Annotated in this window: 21 protein-coding genes and 1 tRNA gene; 8 read left to right on the top strand and 14 right to left on the bottom strand. The window is 72.4% G+C overall.

Annotated features, from left to right (window positions below; all coding sequences use genetic code 11):
- Positions 1–106: 106 nt before the first annotated feature.
- Complete coding sequence (locus ACWC9T_RS05650; RefSeq protein ID WP_449819763.1) at positions 107–1,333, top strand: acyl-CoA dehydrogenase family protein; 1,227 nt, start codon at positions 107–109, stop codon at positions 1,331–1,333.
- Between the two features lie 53 nt (positions 1,334–1,386).
- On the opposite strand, the gene ACWC9T_RS05645 is transcribed toward ACWC9T_RS05650, so the two are convergent.
- The 3 genes from ACWC9T_RS05645 to ACWC9T_RS05635 form a co-directional block, all read right to left on the bottom strand.
- Positions 1,387–1,989: a hypothetical protein gene (locus ACWC9T_RS05645; RefSeq protein ID WP_449819762.1), complete on the bottom strand. Its 603-nt coding sequence runs from the start codon at positions 1,987–1,989 to the stop codon at positions 1,387–1,389.
- A 98-nt stretch (positions 1,990–2,087) separates the two neighbouring features.
- A complete protein-coding gene (locus ACWC9T_RS05640; protein ID WP_449819761.1) occupies positions 2,088–2,897 on the bottom strand; it encodes an enoyl-CoA hydratase/isomerase family protein in 810 nt (269 codons plus the stop codon).
- 35 nt (positions 2,898–2,932) lie between these two features.
- Positions 2,933–3,622 carry a TetR family transcriptional regulator gene (locus ACWC9T_RS05635; protein WP_449819760.1) on the bottom strand — a complete coding sequence of 230 codons (690 nt, stop codon included), beginning with the start codon at positions 3,620–3,622 and terminating at the stop codon, positions 2,933–2,935.
- A 187-nt stretch (positions 3,623–3,809) separates the two neighbouring features.
- Between ACWC9T_RS05635 and ACWC9T_RS05630 the strand changes: the two genes are divergently transcribed.
- Entirely contained in the window at positions 3,810–5,330 is a 1,521-nt protein-coding gene (locus ACWC9T_RS05630; RefSeq protein WP_449819759.1) for an MFS transporter, read from the top strand.
- Positions 5,331–5,476: 146 nt separating this feature from the next.
- Here the strand turns inward: ACWC9T_RS05630 and ACWC9T_RS05625 are convergent, their stop codons facing one another.
- A complete protein-coding gene (locus ACWC9T_RS05625; protein WP_449819758.1) occupies positions 5,477–6,028 on the bottom strand; it encodes a GNAT family N-acetyltransferase in 552 nt (183 codons plus the stop codon).
- Between the two features lie 77 nt (positions 6,029–6,105).
- Between ACWC9T_RS05625 and ACWC9T_RS05620 the strand changes: the two genes are divergently transcribed.
- Positions 6,106–6,714: a TetR/AcrR family transcriptional regulator gene (locus tag ACWC9T_RS05620; RefSeq protein WP_449819757.1), complete on the top strand. Its 609-nt coding sequence runs from the start codon at positions 6,106–6,108 to the stop codon at positions 6,712–6,714.
- 220 nt (positions 6,715–6,934) lie between these two features.
- On the opposite strand, the gene ACWC9T_RS05615 is transcribed toward ACWC9T_RS05620, so the two are convergent.
- Positions 6,935–7,010: transfer RNA gene (locus tag ACWC9T_RS05615), tRNA-Arg, on the bottom strand.
- 633 nt (positions 7,011–7,643) lie between these two features.
- Between ACWC9T_RS05615 and ACWC9T_RS05610 the strand changes: the two genes are divergently transcribed.
- The 5 genes from ACWC9T_RS05610 (at position 7,644) to ACWC9T_RS05590 (ending at position 13,248) form a co-directional block, all read left to right on the top strand.
- A complete protein-coding gene (locus tag ACWC9T_RS05610) occupies positions 7,644–8,228 on the top strand; it encodes a single-stranded DNA-binding protein (protein WP_449819756.1) in 585 nt (194 codons plus the stop codon).
- A gap of 357 nt (positions 8,229–8,585) precedes the next feature.
- Positions 8,586–10,004 (top strand): Cys-Gln thioester bond-forming surface protein, encoded by a 1,419-nt coding sequence (locus ACWC9T_RS05605; RefSeq protein ID WP_449819755.1) that lies wholly within the window; start codon positions 8,586–8,588, stop codon positions 10,002–10,004.
- A gap of 268 nt (positions 10,005–10,272) precedes the next feature.
- On the top strand, positions 10,273–11,937 hold the full coding sequence (gene ettA, locus ACWC9T_RS05600; RefSeq protein ID WP_449819754.1) for an energy-dependent translational throttle protein EttA: 1,665 nt from the start codon (positions 10,273–10,275) through the stop codon (positions 11,935–11,937).
- 109 nt (positions 11,938–12,046) lie between these two features.
- A complete protein-coding gene (locus ACWC9T_RS05595; protein WP_449819753.1) occupies positions 12,047–12,490 on the top strand; it encodes an acyl-CoA thioesterase in 444 nt (147 codons plus the stop codon).
- Between the two features lie 71 nt (positions 12,491–12,561).
- Positions 12,562–13,248: a hypothetical protein gene (locus ACWC9T_RS05590; protein ID WP_449819783.1), complete on the top strand. Its 687-nt coding sequence runs from the start codon at positions 12,562–12,564 to the stop codon at positions 13,246–13,248.
- A gap of 56 nt (positions 13,249–13,304) precedes the next feature.
- On the opposite strand, the gene ACWC9T_RS05585 is transcribed toward ACWC9T_RS05590, so the two are convergent.
- The 9 genes from ACWC9T_RS05585 to ACWC9T_RS05545 all read right to left on the bottom strand — a co-directional run bounded on the left by ACWC9T_RS05585 (position 13,305) and on the right by ACWC9T_RS05545 (position 24,304).
- Entirely contained in the window at positions 13,305–13,709 is a 405-nt protein-coding gene (locus ACWC9T_RS05585; protein ID WP_449819752.1) for a globin, read from the bottom strand.
- A gap of 71 nt (positions 13,710–13,780) precedes the next feature.
- Positions 13,781–14,008, bottom strand: coding sequence for a zinc ribbon domain-containing protein (locus ACWC9T_RS05580; RefSeq protein WP_449819751.1), 228 nt, complete (start codon positions 14,006–14,008; stop codon positions 13,781–13,783).
- Positions 14,009–14,080: 72 nt separating this feature from the next.
- Positions 14,081–15,226, bottom strand: coding sequence for an ABC transporter permease (locus tag ACWC9T_RS05575; RefSeq protein ID WP_449819750.1), 1,146 nt, complete (start codon positions 15,224–15,226; stop codon positions 14,081–14,083).
- Entirely contained in the window at positions 15,223–16,140 is a 918-nt protein-coding gene (locus tag ACWC9T_RS05570; RefSeq protein WP_449819749.1) for an ABC transporter ATP-binding protein, read from the bottom strand. Before ACWC9T_RS05570 ends, ACWC9T_RS05575 begins: the two co-directional genes overlap by 4 nt.
- 155 nt (positions 16,141–16,295) lie before the next feature.
- The gene (locus ACWC9T_RS05565) at positions 16,296–17,417 is read right to left on the bottom strand and encodes an FHA domain-containing protein (RefSeq protein ID WP_449819748.1); all 1,122 of its coding nucleotides are present in this window, start codon (positions 17,415–17,417) and stop codon (positions 16,296–16,298) included.
- 73 nt (positions 17,418–17,490) lie between these two features.
- Positions 17,491–18,843 carry a vWA domain-containing protein gene (locus ACWC9T_RS05560; RefSeq protein WP_449819747.1) on the bottom strand — a complete coding sequence of 451 codons (1,353 nt, stop codon included), beginning with the start codon at positions 18,841–18,843 and terminating at the stop codon, positions 17,491–17,493.
- 95 nt (positions 18,844–18,938) lie between these two features.
- Positions 18,939–20,282 carry a protein phosphatase 2C domain-containing protein gene (locus tag ACWC9T_RS05555; RefSeq protein WP_449819746.1) on the bottom strand — a complete coding sequence of 448 codons (1,344 nt, stop codon included), beginning with the start codon at positions 20,280–20,282 and terminating at the stop codon, positions 18,939–18,941.
- A 3-nt stretch (positions 20,283–20,285) separates the two neighbouring features.
- The gene (locus ACWC9T_RS05550; RefSeq protein ID WP_449819745.1) at positions 20,286–22,937 is read right to left on the bottom strand and encodes a tetratricopeptide repeat protein; all 2,652 of its coding nucleotides are present in this window, start codon (positions 22,935–22,937) and stop codon (positions 20,286–20,288) included.
- A 5-nt stretch (positions 22,938–22,942) separates the two neighbouring features.
- Positions 22,943–24,304: a hypothetical protein gene (locus ACWC9T_RS05545; protein WP_449819744.1), complete on the bottom strand. Its 1,362-nt coding sequence runs from the start codon at positions 24,302–24,304 to the stop codon at positions 22,943–22,945.
- Between the last annotated feature and the right edge of the window lie 121 nt (positions 24,305–24,425).

The raw sequence follows: 24,425 nt of genomic DNA, 5'->3' as shown, positions 1-24,425 counted from the left end.
GGTCTGCGGGGGCGTTGACACCGGTTACCAATCAGTAGCAGACTCCGGCGATGTTACCCGAGGTAACACCCCGGTCGGCCGTACCCCTTCTTCGGAGGCAAGCACCATGAGCAGCACGTTCTCGCTGGACCCGGGCGCGGACCAACTCGCCGTACGCGACTGGCTGCACGGCTTCGCCGCCGACGTGATGCGCCCGGCCGCCGCCGAGTGGGACGAGCGCGAGGAGACCCCCTGGCCGATCATCCAGGAGGCCGCCAAGCTGGGCATCTACTCGCTGGACTTCTACGCCCAGCAGTACTTCGACCCCTCCGGCGTCGGCATCCCGATCGCCATGGAGGAGCTGTTCTGGGGCGACGCGGGCATCGGGCTGTCCATCGTCGGCACCACGCTGGCCGCCGTCGCGGTGCTCGCCAACGGCACCGACGAGCAGATCGGTACCTGGACCCCGCAGATGTTCGGCACCCCGGACGACGTCAAGGTGGCCGCCTTCTGCTCCTCCGAGCCGGACGCCGGCTCCGACGTGGGCGCGCTGCGCACCCGGGCCGTCTACGACGAGGCCAAGGACGAGTGGGTGCTCAACGGCACCAAGACCTGGGCCACCAACGGCGGGATCGCCGCGGTGCACGTGGTGGTCGCCGGCGTCGACCCGGAGCTCGGCACGCGCGGGCACGCATCCTTCGTCGTCCCGCCGGGCACCCCGGGGCTGAGCCAGGGCCAGAAGTTCAAGAAGCACGGCATCCGCGCCTCGCACACCGCCGAGGTGGTGCTGGACGACGTCCGGGTACCCGGCAGCTGCCTGCTCGGCGGCAAGGAGAAGCTTGACGAGCGGCTGGCCCGGGCCCGTGAGGGCGTCAAGCGCTCGGGCGGCAAGGGCAACGCGGCGATGGCCACCTTCGAGGCCTCCCGTCCGGCCGTCGGCGCGCAGGCGATCGGCATCGCCCGGGCCGCGTACGAGGTGGCGCTGGACTACGCGAAGACCCGGGAGCAGTTCGGCCGCCCGATCATCGACAACCAGGGCGTGGCGTTCCAGCTGGCCGACATGAGGACCCGGGTCGACGCGGCCCGGCTGCTGGTGTGGCGGGCGTCCTGGATGGCGGTCAACAACCAGCCGTTCACCGCGGCCGAGGGCTCGATGTCCAAGCTGTACGCGGGCGAGACGGCCAAGTTCGTCACCGCGCAGGCGATGCAGATCCTCGGCGGCAACGGCTTCACCCGGGAGTACCCGGTGGAGCGGATGCACCGGGACAGCGCGATCTACTCGATCTTCGAGGGGACCAGCGAGATCCAGCGGCTGGTCATCGCCCGGGCGATCTCGGGGATGCCGATCCGCTGAGGCGTGTCCGACAATTCCCGCCGGGCGCGAACCGTCAGACACGCCCTGTGCGGTCAGCGGGCCAGCCAGAAGGTGAGCCCGGCGGTGACCGCGCCCACCACCGCGCCGACGATCGTCTGCGCGGTGGTGTGGTCCCGCAGCACCACCCGGGACCAGCCGATCACCGCGACCAGCGGGTAGAGCAGCAGCCACAGTGGGCCGAGCGCGATGCCGAGGCAGGCCGCCGCGCCGCTGGCCACGGCGGTGTGCACGGAGACCTTCCACCAGACGGTGATCACCAGGATCGGGATCAGCGAGGCGAACATGGCCGCCACCATCGCGGTCAGGTCGGTCGGGGCGTCCAGCCAGATCATCACCGCGAAGCTGGTCAGCACCGAGCCCATGATGAAGGGGATGACGGTCAGCCGGCGCTGGCGGTGGCCGACGTGACGGTCCTCCAGGGTGCCCTTGCGGATGCCGCGCTGGATGAACAGGGTCGGGATGACGGCCGCGAACAGCGCGGCGAAGGCGGCCCAGCCGAGGCCGGCCAGGCCGTAGCGGAGGCCGCCGATCAGCAGGCAGACCGCGATGATCACGTTCTTCGGCTCGACGCCGTCGGTGACCCGGCGGGCCCAGATCGTCCGGGTGGTGGGGGCGGTCGTGGCCTCGGTGGTCATCGGGGTGCGTGCTCCGGGTCGAAAAGGGCAGTCGGCGGCGGGGCGCCGGTCGGATGATCGTACGTGAGCCGTCGACGCCGCTACCCGTCCCGACCGGCTCAGAACCGGGGCGGGCGGCCCTCCAGGAAGGCGGCGAGGCCCTCGTGCACGTCCGAGGCCTCCCGCGAGCGCCGCTCCCAGGGCTCCAGCGCCTCGGCGGCCCGCTCCGCCGGGACGGCCAGCGCGGACTTGACCGCGCCGATGGTCTGGGTCGAACGGGTGGTCAGCACTCGGGCGAACTCCAGTGCGGCGGCGTCCAGTTCGGCGACCGGCAGGACCTTCTCCGCGAGGCCCAGCGGCAGCGCGTCCCGGCCGGACACCAACTCGCCGGAGAACAGCAGGTACTTGGCCCGGGCCGGGCCGACCAGCCGGGCCAGCCGCAGCGTCGGCACCGCCGGGTACACCACGCCGAGCTTGGCCGGGGTGATCCCCAGCCGGGCGTTGTCGGCGACGAAGCGCAGGTCGCAGGCGACGGCCAGCTGGCAGCCGCCGCCCACGCAGGCGCCGTGCACCACGGCGATGGTCGGGTGCGGGAAGGCCGCGAGCGACTCCTCGGCGGCCACGTTGATCGCGTGGTAGGCGTCCGCGCGCTGCGGATCGCCGTACACCTCGGCGAGTTCGGTGATGTCCGCGCCGGCGCTGAACGTGTTCCCGGCGCCGGCCAGCAGCAGAGCGCGCACCCCCTCCTGCTCGGCGATCTGCGCCAGGACCTCGGGCAGCGCCTGCCAGATCGCCAGGGTCACCGCGTTGCGGCGGTGCGGGCGGGCGAACTCCAGCACCGCGACGCCGTCCTCACCGACGTAGGCGTTCAGGCCGTCGGCCTGGGCGGGCAGGGTGGAGCGGTCCCGCGTGAGCAGCGGCTGGTCCATGTGCGCCTCCGGTCGGTCGTGGTGCGCCCACTCTCTCAGGCGGCGCCGGCGCAGTAGTCGCCGAGGCCCAGTTCGACCAGGGCGAAGGCGCGGCGGGCCTCGTCGAGCGCGGCGGGCAGGGCTTCGGCGGCGCGCTCGCCGGCCAGCATCCGCTGGTGGTTGCCGCCGATCAGGGTCAGCCGGGCGGCCAGCAGCTGGGCGGCGGCGACCCGGGCGGTCAGCTCGTCGTGGGCCGGGTCCTCGGCGACCAGCACCTCGGCCAGCAGGGACTGGGCGCGCTGGTCGAAGGCGGCGGCGGCGCGCACGGCCAGCGCCGGGGTCTCGTGGATCAGCCGGACCACGTCCAGCACCACCTGGTCGTCGTTCAGTCCGGTGGCCGGGTCCCGGTTCTCCAGCGCCGCCAGGAAGTGCTCGCGCAGCGCCACGACCGCCGAGACGCCCGGGGCGCGGTCGCGCACCACCCGGGCCGGCTCGTCGAGGTGCTGCTCCATCGGGCCCATGACCAGGTCTTCCTTGGTGGGGAAGTAGTTGAAGACGGTCATCTTGGACACCTCGGCGGCGGCCGCGATCTCGGCGACCGAGACCTGGTCGAAGCCCCGCTCGGCGAACAGCGCGACGGCGGTGCGGAAGATCCGGATGCCGGTCTGGATCTTCTTGCGCTCGCGCAGCGGGAGCGCGTCGAGGTCGCGGTCGGGGCCGAGGTCCAAGCCGGAGTGGATCGCCATGAGGGGACTGTACCAGGATCAAAGCTTGACCGGGCTTAATAATGTACCTGAATTAAAGATAAGCCAGGGCGAAAGATTGGTCAGGATGAAGAATTGACCCGGTCCAATAGTGGTGTCATGGTGGTGCCGAGCCCGCCGGACCACGCCGGTTCGGGCCGAACTCCACCGACTCCGGGGGGACTTCCCGATGGCATCCGCCGCTCCGAACACATCCGCCCAGGCCGGGGCCGGCATGATGACGGTCGCCCACCGCAAGCTGGGCATGCTGCTCTGCCTGGTCACGATCGTGCTGGCCGTGCTCGACTCGAACATCGTGTCGGCGGCCACCGTGCCGATCGTCCGCGACCTCGACCCCGTCCACGGCGTCGACCGGCTGCCCTGGCTGGTCAGCGCCTTCGCCCTGGCCGCCACCGCGCTGCTCCCGCTCTACGGCAAGCTCTGCGACGTCTACGGCGCCAAGCGGGTGCTGCTCGGCGCGCTCGGCACCTTCCTGCTGGGCTCGGCGGCGTGCGGGGCCGCGCAGTCGATGAGCCAGTTGATCGCCTTCCGGGCCGTCCAGGGCATCGGCGGCGGCGGACTGATGAGCGTCACGATGGTGGTCATGGCCCACCTCCAGGACCCGGAGGAGCGCGGCAGCGGCAAGGGCGGCGCGACGGGCGGCATCGTCGCGGGCCTCGGCATGGCCGTCGGCCCGCTGGTCGGGGCGCTGTTCACCGACCACCTCAGCTGGCGCTGGATCTTCTACATCAACCTGCCGCTCGGCCTGGTGGTGGTGGCCGGTGTCGTCCTGGTGATCAAGCTGCCGCAGACCGCCCGCCGGCGCGGCCTGGACTTCCTCGGCGCCACCCTGGCCGCCGCCTTCGCCACCGGGCTGCTGCTGGTCACCGAGTGGGGCGGCAAGGACTACGGCTGGACCTCCCCGGAGATCCTCGGGCTGTCCGCCGCCACCCTGGCCGCCCTCGGCCTCTTCCTGTGGCGCCAGGCCACCGCCGCCGAGCCGGTGCTGCCGCTCTCGCTGTTCCGGATCCCGATCGTGCGGATCGGCTTCGCCGTCCAGGGCCTGGTCGGGATGGGCATGACCGGCTCGATCGTCTACGTGATGATCTACCTGCAGCTCGCCCGGGGGATCGCCCCGACCACGGCCAGCCTCTACCTGATGCCGATGGCGGCCGGGATGACCGGCGTCGGCCTGCTGGTCACCCGGCTGATCGCCCGCGGCCACGCGCCGCGCACCTTCCTGGCGGCCGGCGCGGTCTGCGGGACGCTCGCCCTGGTGCTGCTCGGGTTCAGCGGGCCGGGCACCCCGCTGTGGGCGGTGGGCGCCGAACTCGCCCTGCTCGGCGCCGGGTTCGGCCAGTTGATCGGGCAGCTGATCACCCTGGTGCAGGACACCGCCCCACGCCACCAGCTCGGCGTGGCGACCACCGGCATCCGGTTCTTCCAGACCCTCGGCGGCGCGCTCGGCGCGGCGTTCTTCGGCACCCTGCTGGCCCGGGTCTTCCGGTCCGGCGAGCCGGGACGGCCGCTCGGGGCGGTGCGGGTGCTGACGGGCGCGGCCCGGGACCACGCGGTGCGCAGTTTCACGGACGCGGTGGACGTGGTCTTCCTGTCGGCGGGCGGGGTGATGGCGCTGGTGCTGCTGCTGGCGCTGCGGCTGCGGTCGGCGGAGGCGGCCGCCTCCGCCGGGGAGCCGGTGCTGGCGGCCTGAGCGGGCGGCCCGTGCGGGCGTCAGGGGGGCGGGGCCCGGTGGACTACGGGGGAGTCCACCGGGCCCCGCTGCTCGGGTCGGGCTTCGGCCTGGTCGGGTCCCGGCCCGCTTCGGTCCGGTCCGCTCCGGTCGGGTCCGGTCCGGGGTCAGGCCTTGGCGGCGGCCCACTCCGGGGCCAGGACAGCCCAGATCTCCTTGTCGTGACGGACCCCGTTGTGCAGGAACCACTCGCGCAGCACGCCGTCCCGCCGCATGCCGACCCGCTCGGCTACCGCCCGGCTGCGGGCGTTGACGGCCGAGCACCACCACTCGGCGCGGTGCAGGCCGCGGGTGACGAAGGCGTAGTCGAGCAGCTGCCGCACGGCGGCGGTGATCAGCCCGCCGCCCTCGCCGGCCGGCTCGGTCCAGGCGCCGATCTCGCAGTTGCCCGTCTTGGTGCTGAAGTGCACGAACATCACGCCGCCGACCAGCGTGCCGTCCCGCCAGATGCCGTAGATCCGGCGCTCGTCGGCGGCCTGGCCGTCGGCGTAGCGCTGCAGGGTGGCGCGGGCCGAGTCAAGGTCGGTGGAGAAGGTGGCCCACGGGATCCACGGGTCGGTGTGGGCCCGGGCGCGGTCGATGTGGGCCAGGAACTCGGGGGCCTGCCAGGGCTCCAGAGGGCGCAGTTCGGCGTTCTCGGCGAGCGGTACGGAAAACACGGGCGGGCCTTTCGCGGACGGTGCGGGAGCTGTCGGGATCCATTCATAACAAACGTTTGGTATGTATGATAGCCCCCATGACGCCAGCCCGTGGAGACCATGACGCCCGCCGCTCGGAAGTCTCCGAGGGGGTGTGGCGGGTGCTCTCCGCCAAGGGCTTCGAGGGGCTGACGCTGCGTGCGGTGGCGGCCGAACTGGGTGCCTCCACCGGGCTGCTGACGCACTACTTCCCGAACAAGCGGGCGCTGCTGAACCACGCGCTGGAGGAGCTCGACCGGCGCTCACTCGCCCGGCCCCGGCGCACCGCCCCCGTCGACGGCACCCCGCCGCCGGTCGGGCTGGCCAGGCTGCGGGCCGCGCTGCTCGACGTGCTGCCGCTGGACGAGGCGGCCGTGGCGGGCAACCGGATCTGGGTCGGCTCCTGGGACGTCGCCCTGGCCGACCCGGAGCTGGCGGCCGCGCACGCGGGTCGCTACGCCCGCTCGCGGGTGGCGCTCACGGCGTACGTGGCGGACGCTCAGCGGCTCGGGGAGCTCCCGGCCGGGGCCGACCCCGCCGGGCTCGCGGCGGGGGCGCAGGCCTTCGTGCTGGGGCTGGTGGTGCAGTCGCTGTTCGCTCCGGCGGAGTTCCCGGCCGAGCGGCAGATCGCCCTGCTGGACGCCTATCTGGCGGGACTGGCGGGCTGATCGGGCCCCAGGGTCTGGCGGGCCCCAGGGTCCCTGGCGGCTGCGCCCAGGCGGGTCGGTTTCGCGCGGGCTGGGGGATTCGCCCGGAATTCCAGGTGCTTTCACTGCGGGCGTGACACGCATTGTCACGACTTATGCGCGGTGAGTGCTGGATTACCCGGAGGCCCGAAACGGCCACGGAAAGTGTTCGTCGGCGCGATGGCCTGCGGAAATTGCAGGGTGGCGCCCCCAGCAGGATTCGAACCTGCGACCTACCGCTTAGAAGGCGGGTGCTCTATCCGCTGAGCTATGGGGGCGGGACGGACGGCGCCCTGGCGGGCGTGACCGTGGCCGGGATCGGGCGACGAGCGCTGGGGCGCGCGTTGTCCGGCCCCGTACCTGAGGGTGGGGGTGGGGGTTGGTGGGCCCTCGCCCTGTCGGGGACAGGATAAGGGTGTCCAGTTCCTCGGCCGGGTGCGACGGCACCGTCGTTGGCGTGTCGGTTCGGTGGAGCGGTCCGATAATCGCAGGTGAACGCCGTGAGTGCAGCGGTATCGCACTGTTCTGCGCCGGACGTTGTGCAGTCGTTACGGGGCTGCCTCCTCTCCCGTTATGGATTCGACACGGAGAATGCGCCGCCGCCGACGCGGGTGGGGGGCAGATTTCGGCTTGCGCCGGTCGGATGACGTGCGCGGACGGTGGGTGACGCGCCTTCCGCCCCGCTCGGGCGGGCGCGGCGATCTGCCGGTTTGTTGTCATGGCCGCGAAGAGATGGCGGCCCGGCGGTGCATGCAGGCTGAAATTCACCCCTGCGAGTGACAGTGGCATTCCGTAGTACCGGGTTATCCACAGGATTTCAGAACTCGGTGGCCGCGATTTCCTCCGGGGCGCACTCTCGACTCGCGCCGCTCGATTCCCTGCGGTGCATCGGCGAGAACGGAGAGTGTGCTGTGAGCGAGACGCATGTGACGGTGCTCGGCAATGTCGCCACCGAGGTGAGCTACGGGGAAACCGCCAACGGGGTGCCGATGGCGAACTTCCAGCTCGGCTGTACGGAGCGCCGGTACGACCGTGAGCGGGCGTGCTGGGTGGACGGCGAGACGCAGTGGCTGAGGGTGACGGCCTGGCGGGCGCTCGCGGTCAACCTGATCGGCTCGCTGGCCAAGGGGGACCCGGTGCTGGTGACCGGCCGGCTGCGGGTGCGGGAGTGGACGGAGGGCGAGGTGAAACGCAGTCGGGCCGAGGTCGACGCCCGGTCGGTCGGACACGATCTCACCCGCGGTACCTCGGCCTTCCGTTGGGCGACCGGGGTGCGCGGGCAGCCGCCGGGCGGTGCGGGGACGGTCGTGGCGGAGGCCGCGGCCGACCCGGTGCCCGAGTGGATCGCCAGTGCGCTGGAGGCGCGCAAGGTCGCGGCGGTGGCCGCGGCGCCGCGTTTGCCCGAGCTGCCGCCGGGTGTGCGGTCGGTGACCGGGCATCAGGCCGAGGTGTCCGAGGGGGAGCGGGGAGGTGAAGGCCGGGCTTCGCTGAGCTGACCGGTTGGTGACCTTCCCTGTCGACAAATATGTTGATCGAGAAGGCCGTTGCGCCCGCACGCGCAATCCCGACCGGATAACAGAAAGTGGCGGACTGATTCTGCCCGATCGTCAGCTTGTGTGGAACCTGGGGGGATTGATAACGATCCAGATACGGAATCGTCCTGATTTCGCATGGAGGTTTCGGGGCCTCTGGGGCTCAATAGGATTCGTCTGGTTCATACCCGCAGCAGTGCCACAGGGGGCACGCGCGGCACGGCAAGTCGGCGGGCTGCCCACTCGGTGCGGCCCGCTCCGGAGGGATCACAGATGTTCCAGAGGAACGGGCGGAGTCTGTCCCGCATAACCACCACTGTCATGCTCACGACCAGCCTTGCGCTGGGCGGAGGTCTGTTCGCGGCCGGTGCGGCGGTCGCGGCGGACACCCCGGCGTCGGGTGTGACCGCTGTGGTCCAGAACACGATGCTCGGTGAGGCGATCGACGTCCAGGGCAAGGGGACCGTCGAGGGCGGTCTGTTCACCCTCAAGACGGCCGCGGGTGAGAAGCTGCAGACCTACTGCATCGACTTCGACAACCCGGTCTACCTGGACAGCGGCGCGAAGTACCACGAGTCGGACTGGGCGTCGAGCTCCCTCAACAGCAACGCCAACGCCCCCAAGATCCGCTGGATCCTGGAGAACTCGTATCCGCAGGCGAACCTGAAGTCCCTGGCCGCGGCCATCCACGTCGATGACCTGAGCGACGCGGACGCCGCCGCCGGAACCCAGGCCGCGATCTGGAAGTTCTCGGACAACAAGAACGCCGTCCCGCAGAACGAGAACGCCAAGAAGCTGCGTGACTACCTGACCAGCGACGTCAACAAGGGCGTCGCGGCCGAGCCGAAGCCCTCGCTGACGCTCACCCCGGACTCCGTCTCCGGCAAGTCGGGCAGCAAGCTCGGCCCGTTCGTCCTGAACTCCAGCGCCAACGAGGTGAAGCTGGCCGTCTCCGGCGACGCCGCCGACAAGGCCAAGCTGGTGGACAAGGACGGCAAGCCGGTCAACGGCACCCTGGCCGGTCCGATCGCCAAGGACACCCAGCTGTTCCTGGACGTGCCGGCCGGCACCGCGGACGGCAAGGCCGCCGTCAACGCCACCGCCGAGGCCAACGTGCTCAGCGGCCGGGTCTTCATGACCGACGTGGACAACCGGGGTCGCCACAGCCAGACCATGATCCTGGCCGGCTCCACCAAGGTCAGCGTCGCCGCCGCTGCCCAGGCCACCTGGAAGCAGGGCAAGGGCGCGCTGGTCGACAGCTCCGCCAAGGTCGAGTGCGCCAACAACGGCGTGCGCGTCTCCGTCACCAACAGCGGTGACGAGGCCGCCACCGTCACGGTCGACAAGCAGCAGGTGGCCGTCCAGCCGGGCAAGACCGAGAGCGTACTCGTCAAGGTCGCCGAGAAGACCAACTACGACATCAAGGTCGCCGGCCCGAACGGCTACGCCAAGGAGTTCACCGGCGTCCTGGACTGCAAGACCGGCGTGACCCCGACCGGCGCCCCGACCACCCCGGCCGCCACCGGCACCACCACCGCCACCCCGTCGGCCACCCCGGCCGCCGGCCAGCCGACCCCGGCGACCACCAGCGCCGCCCCGGGCACCGGTGGCCTGGCCCAGACCGGTGCCAATGACTCGACCCCGATCCTCGCCGCCGTCGCCGGTGGCCTGGTCGTGGCCGGTGGCGCCGCGGTCTTCGTCCTGCGCCGTCGCGGCCGTCACGGTCGCACCACCGCCTGAACCGCCTGAGTGGGCCGGGGGAGTCGACCTCCTGAGGCCCTGAGCAGCGGAACCGGCCCGGCTCCCCGCAGTTGATGCGGGGAGCCGGGCCTTCGCCGTTCCCGGGGCGGGGAGCGGGGGTTGAGCCGCCGCGGGAGAGGCGGGTGGTCCGCCTGCGGCCACGGATACCCCGGTGGGGTCACCTGGGCGGTTCGGGGGTTCCGGCCGGGTGCGGCACAATGGAAGGCTGCAAGCCGAACTACTCCCGACGACGCCGGAGCGATCTCACGTGGCGGAATACATCTACACGATGCGCAAGGTGCGCAAGGCGCACGGAGACAAGGTCATCCTTGACGACGTGACGCTCAGCTTCCTCCCCGGAGCGAAGATCGGCGTCGTGGGCCCCAACGGTGCCGGTAAGTCCACCGTGCTGAAGATGATGGCCGGCCTGGAGCAGCCCTCCAACGGCGACGCCTTCCTCTCGCCCGGCTTCACCGTCGGCATGCTGCTCCAGGAGCCGCCGCTCGACGAGTCCAAGAGCGTTCTGGAGAACGTCCAGGACGGCGTCAAGGAGATCAAGGGCAAGCTCGACCGCTTCAACGAGATCGCCGAGCTGATGGCGACCGACTACTCGGACGCGCTGCTCGACGAGATGGGCAAGCTCCAGGAGGAGCTGGACCACGCCGAGGCCTGGGACCTGGACGCCCAGCTGGAGCAGGCCATGGACGCCCTGGGCTGCCCGCCCGGCGACTGGCCGGTCACCAAGCTCTCCGGCGGTGAGAAGCGCCGCGTCGCGCTCTGCAAGCTGCTGCTGGAGGCCCCCGACCTGCTGTTGCTCGACGAGCCCACCAACCACCTGGACGCCGAGTCGGTGAACTGGCTGGAGCAGCACCTGGAGAAGTACAAGGGCACCGTCGTCGCGGTCACCCACGACCGGTACTTCCTGGACAACGTCGCCGAGTGGATCCTGGAGCTGGACCGCGGCCGCGCCTACCCGTACGAGGGCAACTACTCCACCTACCTGGAGACCAAGCAGTCCCGTCTCAAGGTCGAGGGCCAGAAGGACGCGAAGCGCGCCAAGCGCCTCAAGGAAGAGCTGGAGTGGGTCCGCTCCAACGCCAAGGGCCGCCAGGCGAAGTCCAAGGCCCGTCTGGCCCGCTACGAGGAGATGGCGGCCGAGGCCGACAAGATGCGGAAGCTGGACTTCGAGGAGATCCAGATCCCGCCGGGCCCGCGTCTGGGCAGCGTCGTCATCGAGGTCGAGAACCTCTCCAAGGCCTTCGGCGAGAAGATCCTGATCGACGACCTGAGCTTCACCCTGCCGCGCAACGGCATCGTCGGCGTCATCGGCCCGAACGGCGCTGGCAAGACCACGCTGTTCAAGATGCTCCAGGACCTGGAGACCCCGGACTCCGGGAAGGTCAAGGTCGGTGAGACCGTCAAGATCAGCTACGTCGACCAGTCGCGCGCCAACATCGACCCGAAGAAGACCCTCTGGGAGGTCGTCTCCGACGGTCTGGACTGGATCAACGTCGGCCAGGTCGAGATGCCGTCCCGCGCCTACGTGTCGGCCTTCGGCTTCAAGGGCCCGGACCAGCAGAAGCCGGCCGGCGTGCTCTCCGGTGGTGAGCGCAACCGTCTGAACCTGGCGCTGACCCTCAAGCAGGGCGGCAACCTGCTGCTCCTCGACGAGCCCACCAACGACCTGGACGTCGAGACGCTGTCCTCGCTGGAGAACGCCCTGCTGGAGTTCCCCGGCTGCGCCGTGGTCATCTCCCACGACCGCTGGTTCCTGGACCGAGTGGCCACCCACATCCTCGCCTACGAGGGCGAGAGCAAGTGGTTCTGGTTCGAGGGCAACTTCGAGTCGTACGAGAAGAACAAGATCGAGCGGCTCGGCGCTGACGCCGCCCGTCCGCACCGGGCCACGTACAAGAAGCTGACCCGAGGCTGACATCCAGCTGTCACAAGGGCCCGGCAGACTGCCCTCCGGGGCGGCCTGCCGGGCCGCGGCCCGTCACCGATCCCCGGCGGCGGGCCAGCCGGACACCGAGGAGACACCCGTGGCTCGCCACATCTACGCCTGCCCGCTGCGCTGGTCCGACATGGACGCCTTCGGGCACGTCAACAACGCGGTCTTCGTGCGCTATCTGGAGGAGGCCCGGATCGACTTCATGTTCACCCAGGCCGCCGAGGCCGGCGCCGGGGAGTTCGCGGGCGGCTCGGTGGTGGCCCGCCACGAGATCGACTACAAGCGCCCGCTGGTGCACCGGCCGGAGCCGGTCACCATCGAGACCCGGGTGACGCACATCGGCGGCGCCTCGCTGACCGTCTCCTACGACATCAAGGACGTCCACGAGGACGGCTCCGAGACGGTGTACGTCCGGGCCTCCACCGTGGTCGTGCCCTACGACCTGGCCGAGGGCCGGCCGCGCCGGATCTCCCCGGTGGAGCGGGAGTTCCTCTCCCGTTTCATGGACGATGCCCCGGTCGTCGCGGCAGTCTGAAAGTCCCACCCCACGACGATCGACCCCACGACGATCGAGCCCACCACGATTCGAGCTGAGCCGCGTTGACCATCACCGTCCGCCTCGCCCTGACCGATGCCGGGGAGGCCGCCGACCTCTCCGCCTTCCTGCTGCGCCTGCTGCGCTTCGACAAGGCGGCGGCCGTGCGGCTGCAGGCGATGGCCCCGGACGGGGACGACGGTGTGCTGGCGGTGTTCGGCCGGCTGCCGCTGGGCGGCTCGGGCGCGCTGGCGATCCGCACCGCCCGGCTGAGCGGTCTGGACGAGCCGGTCGACCTGACGGTCTCGGCCGGTCAGCTGCTGGACGGCGTGGACGCCGAGGCGGGCGCCGTCGTGCTGCCCGCGCCGGTGACCGGTCCGGCCTGGGCCGGGCTGCTACCGCCGAGGGTCGGCTGGCGGTCGGCCGGCACCCCGCCGGTGGCCGAGGTGTACCCCGAGCTGATGGCCCGGGTGCAGGAGTTCCGCGAGCGCAGCGAGGCCGTCCCGGCGCACCACCGCACCCGCGAGGTGCTGGACCGGCTGGCCGACGAGATCTGGTCCCGCCCGGTCACCGCGCTGCCGGAGCTGCCGCTGCGCGCGGTCCACGCCGCGTACGTGATCGGCTTCCTGAAGCCCGGCGTCCCGCTCACCGTGCACCGGGCGGGCGGCTGGCTGCGGCTGAGTGCCCCGGCGGGCTCGGTGGTGGTGCGGACGGCGGCCGCGCCGGGCGCGGGGCTGGGGCTCAGCCCGATCCGGTAGCCCTGTTCCGGTAGCCCTGTTCCGGCAGCTCTGTCCGGGTAGCCCGGTGAGGCGGCTCAGCCCGGGGTGTTGATCATCGACGCGGCCGCGTACGTCAGGTAGTCGAGCAGCTGCCGCTCGTGCTCGGCGGGCAGTTCCAGGCTGTGCACGGCTGCCCGCATGTGCGTCAGCCAGGCGTCGTGCGCGGCCTTGTCGACCTTGAACGGCGTGTGGCGCATCCGCAGCCGCGGGTGGCCGCGGTGCTCGCTGTAGGTGCGCGGGCCGCCCCAGTACTGCATCAGGAAGAGCGCCATCCGCTCCTCGGCAGGGCCGAGGTCCTCCTCCGGGTACATCGGCCGCAGCAGTTCGTCCTCGGCGATGCCCTCGTAGAAGCGGCGGACCAGACGCCGGAAGGTCGGCTCACCGCCGACCTGGTCGAAGAAGGTCTCCTCGCTGAACGTGCCTCGCCGGATCTCTGTCACCCGACCATGGTCGCAGACGCCGGCTGAACGGTACACCAGGACCAAAGGCGTACGACCGATGCCGAGAGTACCTAGCGCCTCTCGGCAGTCCGGGCTCTCCCGCCCGGACGGTCCGTACCGGTGTCACCGGCCACTTCCGTACCAGTGATGCGTGCCGCCGCGAGAGCGGCGACGTTGCGGGCCGCGTTCTCGTCCCGGTCGATGACCGGGCCGCAGGCGTCGCAGTGGAAGGTCCGGACATGCAGCGGCAGTCTGGCTCTCGCCGCGCCGCAGCCGGAACACGTGAAAGTGTCTGGCAAGTGGCACGGGGAACGGTTCGGTGGGCGACACCGATCCGTTCCCCGTGCCTGTTCACGCCGGAAAGGCCCCGGTCAGGCGTCTTCCCACTTGAACAGCTTCCAGGCGATGCCGGTCAGTACGGCCGCGAACAGCAGCAGGCCGCCCATGGTGGGCAGGGCGTCCATGACGCCGCCGCCGCGGGTCAGCACCGACTGGGCGGTGTTGACCAGGTAGTGCAGCGGCATGACCTTGGAGACGGTCTGCAGCCAGCCCGGAGCGCCGTCCATCGGGAAGAACGAGCCGGACAGGAAGGACATCGGCAGCACGATGATCTGCGAGATGCCGTTGGCCGCCTCCTCGGTCTTGGCGACCGAACCGGCCAGCAGGCCGATCGACATGAAGGCGAGCGTCGCGCAGGCCACCAGCGGGATGACAAGCCACCAGTTGCCGGTGAGCTTGAACCCGAAGAAGCTCGTGGCGACCACCAGGAAGACGGTGGTCTGCAGGAGCGCGGTCAGCAGCGAGACCAGGATCCTGGAGCTGACCACCGTGCCGGCGCTGATCGGGGCCAGCCGCAGTCGGCGCAGCACCTTGGACTTGCGCCAGTTGACCAGGGTCAGTGCGGCGCCGAAGACCGCGCCGGTGGCGATGGCCCAGCCGAGCAGACCGGGGGTGAGGAACTGGATCGGCTTGAGTGACTTGTCCTCGACCTGCTGGGCGTCCAGCACGTAGGCCGCCGGCTGGTGGGTGGCCCTCTGGTTGGCGTCCTGGACCACCGAGTTGAGGATGCCCTGGAGCGCGCCGGCGCGGACCTGGTCGGCGGCGGTGTAGCGCAGCTCGACCTTGCCGTCCGGGCCCTGCCTGATCAGCGCGTCGAAGTCGCCCTTGCGGACCTTCTCCAGGGTGGCGGCCTCGTCGTCGGTCCTGGTGATCGTGAGGACCTTGTCCAGCCCGGCCCGCTCGTCGCCCTGGATCGAGTCGAACAGCTTCACCGCGCCGACCTGCGCCACCTTGGCGTGCGGGCTGGCGGACCCCTTGCTCACCGAGCCGAAGAAGACCAGGAACACCAGCGGGAACAGCAGGATGAAGAAGGTCGCGGTGCGGTCGCGCTTCATGCCGAGCAGCATCGCGCGGGACAGGCTCCAGAAGGCGCTGACCCGCTCCCGCCCGCCGGCGGCGTCGGCCGAACCGCCGCGCTGGGCGGGGACCTTCGGCTCGGTGGAGGTGGAGGCGGTCATGCGCGGAACTCCCGTCCGGTCAGCTGGAGGAAGACGTCCTCCAGGGTGGCGCCGCGCACTTCGAGGCCGCGCAGCGCGTTCTGCTCGGCCAGCACGCTGAGCACCGGGGCCGGGAGCCGGGTCGAGACGGAGAGCGAGACGGTGTCGTCCTCCAGGGTGGCGACGTCGGCGCCGGCCGCGGTCAGCAGCTCGCGGGCCCGCTCGACCGGCAGCTGGCCGGAGGCCACGCTGATCCGGACGGTGTCGTCGATCTCGCGGATCAGCGCCGCCGGGGCGCCGGTGTGCAGGATCTTGCCGTGGTCCATGATCGAGACCCGGTCGCAGAGCACCTCGGCCTCGTCCAGGTAGTGGGTGGTCAGGACGACGGTGCGGCCCTCGTTGTTGATGTCCCGCAGCAGGTCCCAGAGGTTGCGCCGGGACTGCGGGTCGAGGCCGGTGGTGGGCTCGTCCAGGAAGACGAGCTCCGGGTCGTGGGCCAGCGCGCAGGCGATCGACAGGCGCTGGGCCTGGCCGCCGGACATCTGGTCGGTGAGCGTCTCGGCCTTGTCGGAGAGGCCGACCCGCTCCAGCATCGCATCGGCCCGCTTGGGACCGACCCCGTAGAACGACGCGAAGGTGCGGATGGTCTCCCGGGCGGTCAGTTTCCGGAAGAAAGCGGAGGCCTGGAACTGCACGCCGATGCGCGGCAGCAGTTTCGGATTGCGCGGCCAGGGAGCCATCCCCAGCAGCTCGACCCGGCCCTCGTCGGGCTTGCGGACCCCTTCCAGGATCTCCATGGTGGTGGTCTTCCCGGCCCCGTTGGGGCCCAGGATCCCGTAGAACTCGCCGGCCTCGACGGTGAAGGACACCCCGTCGACGGCCTGCACATCCCCGTACCGCTGACGGATGCCGTCGGCGGATATAGCTGCAGTCATGTGCCCTGAGAATAGGGCTTACGGAGCGTCTTGTGCACACCGGGGACGGGGATTTGTGGATTCCCTGAGGAAACCGGAAGAAATGCGGGCCGGGCGAAATGTTGAATTCCGCCCGGCCCGACCTGAGTTGTCGCTGACGCACCCTCAGCAGGTCTTCAGGCGCGGTGCACCGTGATCGTCGTCCAGGCGCCGATGTGGATCCGGTCGCCGTCGTTCAGCGGTACGGCGGTGTGCGGGGTGACCGGTTCCGCGCCGCCGTTGACGGTGGTGCCGTTGGTGGAGTCCTGGTCGACCAGCACCCAGCTGCCGTCCGCCTGCTCGGCGAGCAGCGCGTGCTGGTGCGAGGCGCCCGGGTCCTCCGGCGGCACCGACAGGTCGATCTCCGGGACGGTGCCCCGGTGCTGGCTGCGCCGGCCGATCCGCAGCTGGCCGCGGCCGGTCAGCGGGATGCGGCGCTCGGGGCAGTACGGCGGGAAGAACAGGCCGGCCGCCTCGGGGCCGCTGCGGGCCATCATCTCGGTGAAGTAGTCGCGGTCGGCCGAGACCACCGCGATCCAGTTGGCCCGGACCGCCTCCACCGGGGCCGCCTCCGGCTGGGGCTGCGGCATCGGCGGGGCGAGGTGGAAGGAGGTGCCGAAGTCCCCGCCGCGGTTGTTCGGGCCGGGGCCGGCCGGGTGGGCGTACACCGGGCCGGAGTCCTCGCGCACCGAGGCCTCGGGGAAGGCGCCCTCCGGCGGCGGGTAGCCGTAGGTGTGCGGGTACTCGGGCTGGGGCGGCTGCGGGGCGGACGGGGCCTGCGCGGGGCCGCCGTAGGCCGCCGGGATGTTCAGCGGCGGCGCGGGCTGGGCCGGGCCGGGCACCGGCGCGGGTCCGGCCGGGGTCTGGCGGCGCGAGGGCGTGGACAGCTCGTAGTCGTAACCGCACTCCTCGCAGAACCGGCCGGTCTGCGGGCTGCGGCAGATCGGGCAGACGGTCAGGCCCTCGGTGAGGCCCTGTTGCTGCGCGGGCGGCGGGAAGGCGCCGGGAGGCACGGCCCCCGGCGGCGGCACGGCCCCCGGCGGCGGGAAGGCGCCGGGCGGGGGCGGCGGGACCGCCCCCGGCGGCATCGGCGGAGGCAGCGGGGCGCCGAACGACGCACCGCCGTGCTGCGGGTGCCCGGCGGGTGCGCCGGGCGCGGGGTCGGCGCCGGGCGTCGGGACCGGCGGAGTCATCGGGAAGCCGCAGAAGTCGCACCAGTCCTCGGCCTGCGACTCGTGGCCCCTCGGGCAGATCGGCATCAGGTCCCCCTCGTTTCGGGCCGGCACGGTGCGGTGTCGCGCCGGGCGGCCGGCCCGATCACGTCTTCAGCGGTCACTTTTTCACACGTACCGTCTTGGTCGACCGGGTCTCAAGGGTCATCGAGTCGGCCTCGCTCACGTTCTTACGGAATCGAACCGTACCCTCCTTCGGGTCCACCACGTCCACCACCTTCTGCAGCAGCTTGTAGGTGCCCTCGTTCCCGGTCGCGTGGGCGATCCGGACGGCGGCGCCCAGCTTGGCGGTTGCGGTGTCGACGTCCCCGGAGCGGTGGGCCTCCAGGCCCTCCTGGATCGAGGAGGCGAGCTCGGCCTGCCCGGTGTAGTGGGCGACCTGCGGGCTGATCCGGGTGGAGGAGGCCAGGTCGTCGGTCCAGACGGCCTTGACCAGGCCCTGGCTGAGCACCTCGGGGGTGCCGCCGCCGACCTGCGGGGGCAGCACCAGGCTGACCCGGGCGGCGAGCATCTCGTTGCCGACCGAGGCGGCCGGGACCTCGACGCAGACGTGGTAGTCGCGGCTCTCGTCGCCCCAGGAGCCGGTCGGGTAGTCGCCGGCCCGGGGGCCGGCCTCGGCGCGGCGCTCGGTCAGGTCCTCGACCGAGGGGGCGACCTGCTTGACGAACTTCACGGTGGCGTTGGCCGGGGTCCAGATCCGCAGCGCGACGTCGGCGACCTGCTTGCCCATCGCGCCGGCCATCATCGAGCGGAAGTCCTCGGCCAGGCCGGACGGCTCGGCGACGATGTCGACGGTGCCGAGCAGCGCCGAGGAGATCTTGCGCAGCTCGTCGATCCGCCAGTCGGTGCCGACGCCGCGGCAGTCGGCGGTGAAGTGGCCGGTGACCCGTTCGATGTTGCGGGCCAGGTCCTCGGCCGACTCGTGCTCGTTGTTGCCGTCGGTGAGCAGGATGGCGTGCCGGATGGCGATGTCGCGGCGGGTGAGGAAGAGCTTGTCGGCCTTGGCCAGCCAGGTGCCCATCGCGGTGCCGCCGGCCGCGGTGAGGCGGCGCAGCGCCTCCTTGGCCTGGTCGCGGGTGGTCGGCGAGGCGGTGGCCAGGGTGCCGTCGCCAGGGTAGATGTCGCGGGCCTCGTGGGTGCCCGCAACCACGGCGAAGGCGGTGCCGTCGCGCAGGGCGTCGATGGCGGCGGCGGTGGCCTCGCGAGCGCCGTTGATCTTGGTCTTGGGGTAGTCCATCGAGCCCGAGCAGTCGACCAGGATCACCACGGCCGCGTTGGCGTCGGTGCCCTGGGCGGCGTCGGTGAGGCCGAGCGGGCGGCCGCCGGAGGTGCCGCCGCCGGTGGCGGTGACGGTGACGATGGCGTTGACCTCGCGGGCGCCGTCGGCCAGGTACTCGTTCTGGAAGATCTCCACGTCGAACCTGGGCAGGTTCGGCTTCGCCAGTGTTGCCATGGGGCGGTCGGCTCCCGTCGGGTGAGGGGTGGATGTGATCAGGTCGGTGGGCGGTCCGGCGGACGGGGGCCGTCGGGCCGGTCGCGGACGGCCGGTCAGGCCGTCGGCGGGTGCGGCGGCTGCGGCGGGACGGGCGGGGCGGCGGGCGGGGCCGGCAGAACCACCGGTGGCGCCGTCGGGGGCGCGGGCGGGACCGGCGGGCCGGCCGGGGCCGGGGGCAGCGGGGCGGCGGGGGAGCCGATCACCGGGAGGTCCGGCAGGGTCGGATCGTAGTCCTCGAAGTCCTCGTCGCCCCCGGGCGCCTCGGCACCAACCCGGGCCGTCACCGGGAGATTCAGCACCGGTAGGTCCAGTGCGGTGGGCGTCTCCTCGACCTCCTCCACGGACACCCTCGGCGGGTCGATCGGCAGCACCGCGACGGTGATGTTGTCGTGGCCGCCGGCCGCGACCGCGAACTTCACCAGGGTCTGCGCCGCCAGGAGCGGTTCAGCACGGGCGTCCGGCCGGACGTAGTACGCCAGGTCGGTGGCCGCCTCGGCGTAGTTCCACAGCCCGTCGGTGCAGATCAGCAGCACCCCGGGGACGTGCGGGGTGAAGTCGAGGGTGTGCGGCACGACCTCCTCGGCGTCGGCGCCGAGCCAGCCGGTGATCGCGTGGGCGCGCGGGTCGGCGTAGGCCTCGGCCTCGCCCATCAGCCCGGCCTCGACCATCCGGGCCGCCCAGGAGTCGTCCTGGGTGAGCCGGAAGGGCTCGGCCGCGGCGCGGTCGTCCGGGATCCAGTACGCCCGGGTGTCGCCGACCCAGCCGATGGTGACCCGGCCGCCGGCCGCTATCGCGCTGACGTAGGTGCAGGCGGGCGCGTTGAGGTCGGGGCGGGCCGGGCCGGCGCCGTCGGTCGCCAGGTCGGCGACGGCCTTGGCGGCGTCGGCGATCGCGGCGCGCATCGCCTCGACCGGGTCCCGGCCGGCCTCCAGGGAGGTCAGCAGGGACTCGGAGGCGGCGTCGACGGCGGTCTCCGAGGCCTCGTCCGGGCGGTCGGAGGAGGAGACGCCGTCGCAGACCACGGCGACCACGACGGGCTCGCCGTCGGGCAGCGAGGAGGCGGCGACGGTGAAGGAGTCCTCGTTGCGGTGGTGGCGCACGCCGCGGTCGCTGACCCCGGCGACGCCCGCGAGCGCCTTCTCCATGTGGTCGCGCGGGCGCGGCTGGGCGCTCCCGCAGCCCTCGCAGTAGCCGTCCTCGGTGACCTGCGCCCGCCCGCAGTTCACGCAGACCGGCCCGCGCTGCGACGGGACGGCCTCACCGCGGGCGGCGGCCCAGCTGGCGGGCATCGCGCCCGGGGCCGCCCGGCCGTCCCGGCCGGCCCCGCAGCGGCCGCAGAACGCGTCCTCCGGGTCCATCGGCTCGGAACAGCTCGGGCACTCGGTCTGCTGCGGCATCGGCTACACCCACGTCCTGGGGCGGGCCCGGTTGGCCCGTTCCACCATCTCGATCCTGGTCTCGGCCCGGTCGGCCAACCGGGCGAGTACCCGGTAGGACTGTTCCAGGGCGAAGCGCAGTTCCCGCTCCGCGGCGGGTCGTCCCAGCACCATGGTGGTGCCGGCCTGCTGGGCGCCCGCCGACCCGGCGGTGACCCAGCCGAGGGCGGCGCCGAGCACCTCGACCGAGAGCTCCTCGCGGCGCCGGTCGTCCAGGCGCAGCGCGGTGAGCTGGTCGGAGCTCGCGCCGAGGTCGGCGGCCAGCGGGTCGGTGGCGGGGCGTTCGCGCAGCCGGGCGCGGACGGCGGCGATCCGGGCGGCGGTGTACTGGCTGGAGGTGGCCGGGACGGACTCCAGCACGTGCACCGCGCCGGGCCGGTCGTCCTCGGCGAGCCGGACCCGGGCGAGGCCGAAGGCGGCGCTCAGGTAGGAGTGGTCGGTGGTCCACACCAGCCGGTAGAACTCGGCCGCGTCGCCGCCGTCGCCGAGCAGTTCGGCGCAGATGGCCAGGGCCAGCTTGGGCGCGGCCTCGCCGGGGAAGGCGTCGTAGACCGCGTCGAAGGCCTCGGCGGCGGCCCGCAGATCGGCTGTGACTCGCCCACTCGCCTCCGGGCGCTCCTGACCCGACGCCGACGGTCGTCGCTCCCTCGCTCCTTCGTCGCTCCCTCGCTTCTCCCTTTCGGCGCTGGCGCGCCCTTCGGCTCGGGGCGCGCCAGCACCGTTCGCCGAGGCGGCCTCGGCGGCCCCGACCAGGGCGACCAGGCCGCGGTACCAGACCACCCGCCAGTCGTCCGGGTGGTCGTTCTCCAGCTTGGCCAGCTCGTTCACGGCCGTGCTGTGGCGGCCGAGTTCGAGCAGGGCGCGCAGCTCGCGCAGTCGGCTCTCGACCGAGTCGGCGGGGGCGCCGGCCAGTGCGGCGAGCGCCTCCTCGGGGTCGGTGGCGAGCAGGGTGGCGAGGAAGCCGGCGTTGGGGTCGCCCGGGTCGACCCGGGGGACGGGCAGCGCGAGGGCGGCGGCCGCCGGGTCCAGCGCGGCCACCCGCAGCTGTCCCTGCTGGTCGGTGGGCAGCACCAAATCGGTGTCCACGACGCGCAGTTCGGGGCCGAACAGGGTGGAGAGCGCGGGTCGGGGCCGGTCGTCCTGGAGGGCCAGGACCTCCCGCAGCACACCGGTGAGCTGGTCGGCCATCTCCTCGGCGGAGGAGAAGCGGCGGGCCGGGTCCGGGTCGGTGGCGCGGACCAGGAAGCGGTAGTACGACTCGTACGTGGCGAAGACCTCGACGTCCTCGGGGCCGGGCAGCGAGTCGCGGTAGGTGGTGCTGTAGCCCTGGAAGTCGAAGGTGAGCACCGCGAGGGTGCGGGCCACGGTGTACAGGTCGGAGGCGGGGGAGGGGCCGTGGGTGGCGATCTCCGGGGCCTGGTAGCCGACCGTGCCGTAGATCGGGCCGTCGTGGTCGAGCCGGCAGACCGCGCCCATGTCGATGATCTTGAGCGCGTCGCCGCTCTGGATCACGTTGTCGATCTTGAAGTCGCAGTAGATCAGGCCCCGGCCGTGCAGGTACCCGAGCGCCGGCAGCGCCTCCAGCGCGTACGCGATCGCCACCTCCACCGGCAGCGGCTCACGCCGGCCGCCGTCCGGGGTGCGGCGGTCGTTGGCGATGTCCTTGAGCGACTTGCCGCCGACGTACTCCATGACGATGTAGCCGTCGGTGGAGCCGGACTGGAGGTCCGGGTGCTCGGCGAAGTTGATGATCCGGACGATGTTCGGGTGGTCCACCTCGGCCAGGAAGCGGCGCTCGGCGACGGCCGCGGCCAGCGCGTCCTCGTCCCCGGTGTTCAGCAGGCCCTTGAGGACGACCCACTTGTCGTTGACCCGGCGGTCCACCGCCAGGTAGATCCAGCCGAGCCCGCCGTGCGCCAGGCAGCCGACCACCTCGTACTGGCCGCCGACCAGGTCGCCGCGGCGCAGCTTGGGGGTGAAGGAGTACGGCGTGCCGCACTTGGTGCAGAAGCCGTCCGGGCGCCCGGGGCGGCCGTTCTTCTCCCGGCCCACCGGGGCCTCGCACTTGGCGCAGTAGCGCTTGCGCTCGGGCACCTCGGGGTTGGCCAGCACCGCCAGCGACGGGTCGGCGGTCGCCACGGTCGGCACGGTGACCAGGCCGGCGCCCAGCCGGTTGCGGGCGCCCGCGCTGACGCTGCCGCGGGTGGAGCGCACCGAGACCGAGCGGCTGGAGCCGGTGCGGGTCGAGCGGTGCGAGCGGGAGCGGCCGGACATCGAGCGGGAGGAGCCGGTGCGGGCCGACATCGAGCGGATCGAGCCGCTGCGGGCGGAGTCCGGGGCGACCCGCGCGGACGGGACGTAGGGCTGGGTGAGGCCGGTGTCGGCGCCCGGCGGGGTCAGACCGCACTCGTCGCAGTAGCCGTCCGCGTCGATGCTGCCGGAGCAGTCACGCGGGCAGGGCGAGCCGGGGCCGGTGGCCGCCGCCGCCTTCGGGGGTGCCGCGGTGGTGCCGGTGCCGGCTCCGCCCGCCGGTGCCAGTCCGCACTCGTCGCAGTATCCGTCGGCGTCGATCCTGCCGCTGCCGGAGCACTCCGGCCGTACGCACGTCTCGCCCATCAACCTCAGCCCCCCTGTACCTGTCCGTCGACCGGCGTCTGGCCGGCCGCCTCGTGTGACGGCTGCTGCTCGGCCTGTGCCGGGCGCAGCGACTGCTGGAAGCGGGCCACCGCGGCGGCCGCCGCCCGCAGGTCGCAGGGCGCGCTCCAGAGCAGCCAGCGCGCCTTCTCGTACCGCTCGATCACTTCCGGGTCCTCGGAGACCCGCATCCGGGCGGCCATCGCCTTGTAGGCGTCCAGCCGGCCGCGCAGCTCGGCCCGGACGGCCAGCGGCTGGGTCACCTCGGTGAGCGAGTGCCGGGCCCGGGCCAGCTCCTTGGCGGCGGCGTCCTCCAGGGCGTCCAGCAGCGGCGCCAGCCGGCCCCACTGCCCGCCCTGGCGCAGCTCCAGTGCGGTGACGATCCGTTCGCGCAGCGCCGAGGCCGGACCGGGCACCGCCGGGACATCACTGGCCGCTATCTTCGCCAGCACCTCGCCGCGGGCCTGGCGGGCCTCGGCAAGGGTGGCGTCGGCCCGCTGGAGCAGGTCGCCGACGCCCTGGAGACGCTCCTCGGCGTCGTCGCGCAGCCGCAGCAGGTTCTCCAGTTCCAGCCGGACGCCGTCCAGCGCCCGCCCGGCCCGGTCGAAGCGCTCGGTGTCCACCACCCCGGCGGGGGTGGCGAAGGCCGAGCCCTCGGGCACCGTGCCGCGCTGGGCCGGCACCCGGGCCGGGCGCCACAGGGCCAGCGGGTCCTCGCGGACCTCGGTGCGCAGTTCGGTGAGGTCCCGCTCCAGCCCGACCAGGTCGTCGCCCAGCGGGTGGCTGCCGGCCCGCACGCCGAGCGAGGCGGCCAGGGTCTGCACCCGGTGGAGTTCGGCCAGCAGCAGGTCGATCCGGGCCGGCAGCGCCGACCAGACCGCGTCGGCGGCGCTGACCACCTCCAGCACGGTGGCGTACCAGGAGTTCATCCGGGTCATCAGCGCGTCCAGGCTGATCCGCTCGACCAGCTTGGCGGGCGCGCCGAGCAGCTGCGGGCCGTCGGGCACCGCGCCACCCGGGACGGTCACCGCGTCGCCGGTCAACAGCTCACTGAGCTCGGCGAGTTCGGGCGCGCCGGGCTTGGCCTTGCGGGCCCGCACGGCGCGCGCCGAGGCGAGCGCCTCGGAGTACCGGTCGAACAGCGCCCAGAGCAGCGGCAGTCCCTTGCCGGCGACGGACCAGCGCTCCAGGGTGCGGCCGGACAGCTCGGCGCCGTCCAGCAACCGCAGGCCCGGGTGGTCCTGCAGGGCGAGCAGCGCCGACTCGACCGCGTCCCGCTCCGCGCCGAGGCGCGCCAGCGCGCGGTCCACCTCCTCCCGGCTCAGTACCGGGCCAGCCGATGCCGCCACCGCGGTGTCCTTCCTTCCTCACGTGTGATCCCGACGTTCGTGACGTGTGATCCCACGACAACCCCCGTGTCCACCACCGGTCTCCCCGTGGTGATCGTCCCGAACCCTAGCCGGTGACCGT

It is taken from the genome of Kitasatospora sp. NPDC001159, assembly GCF_053598235.1.
This window is presented reverse-complemented; position numbering and strand designations above follow the sequence as displayed.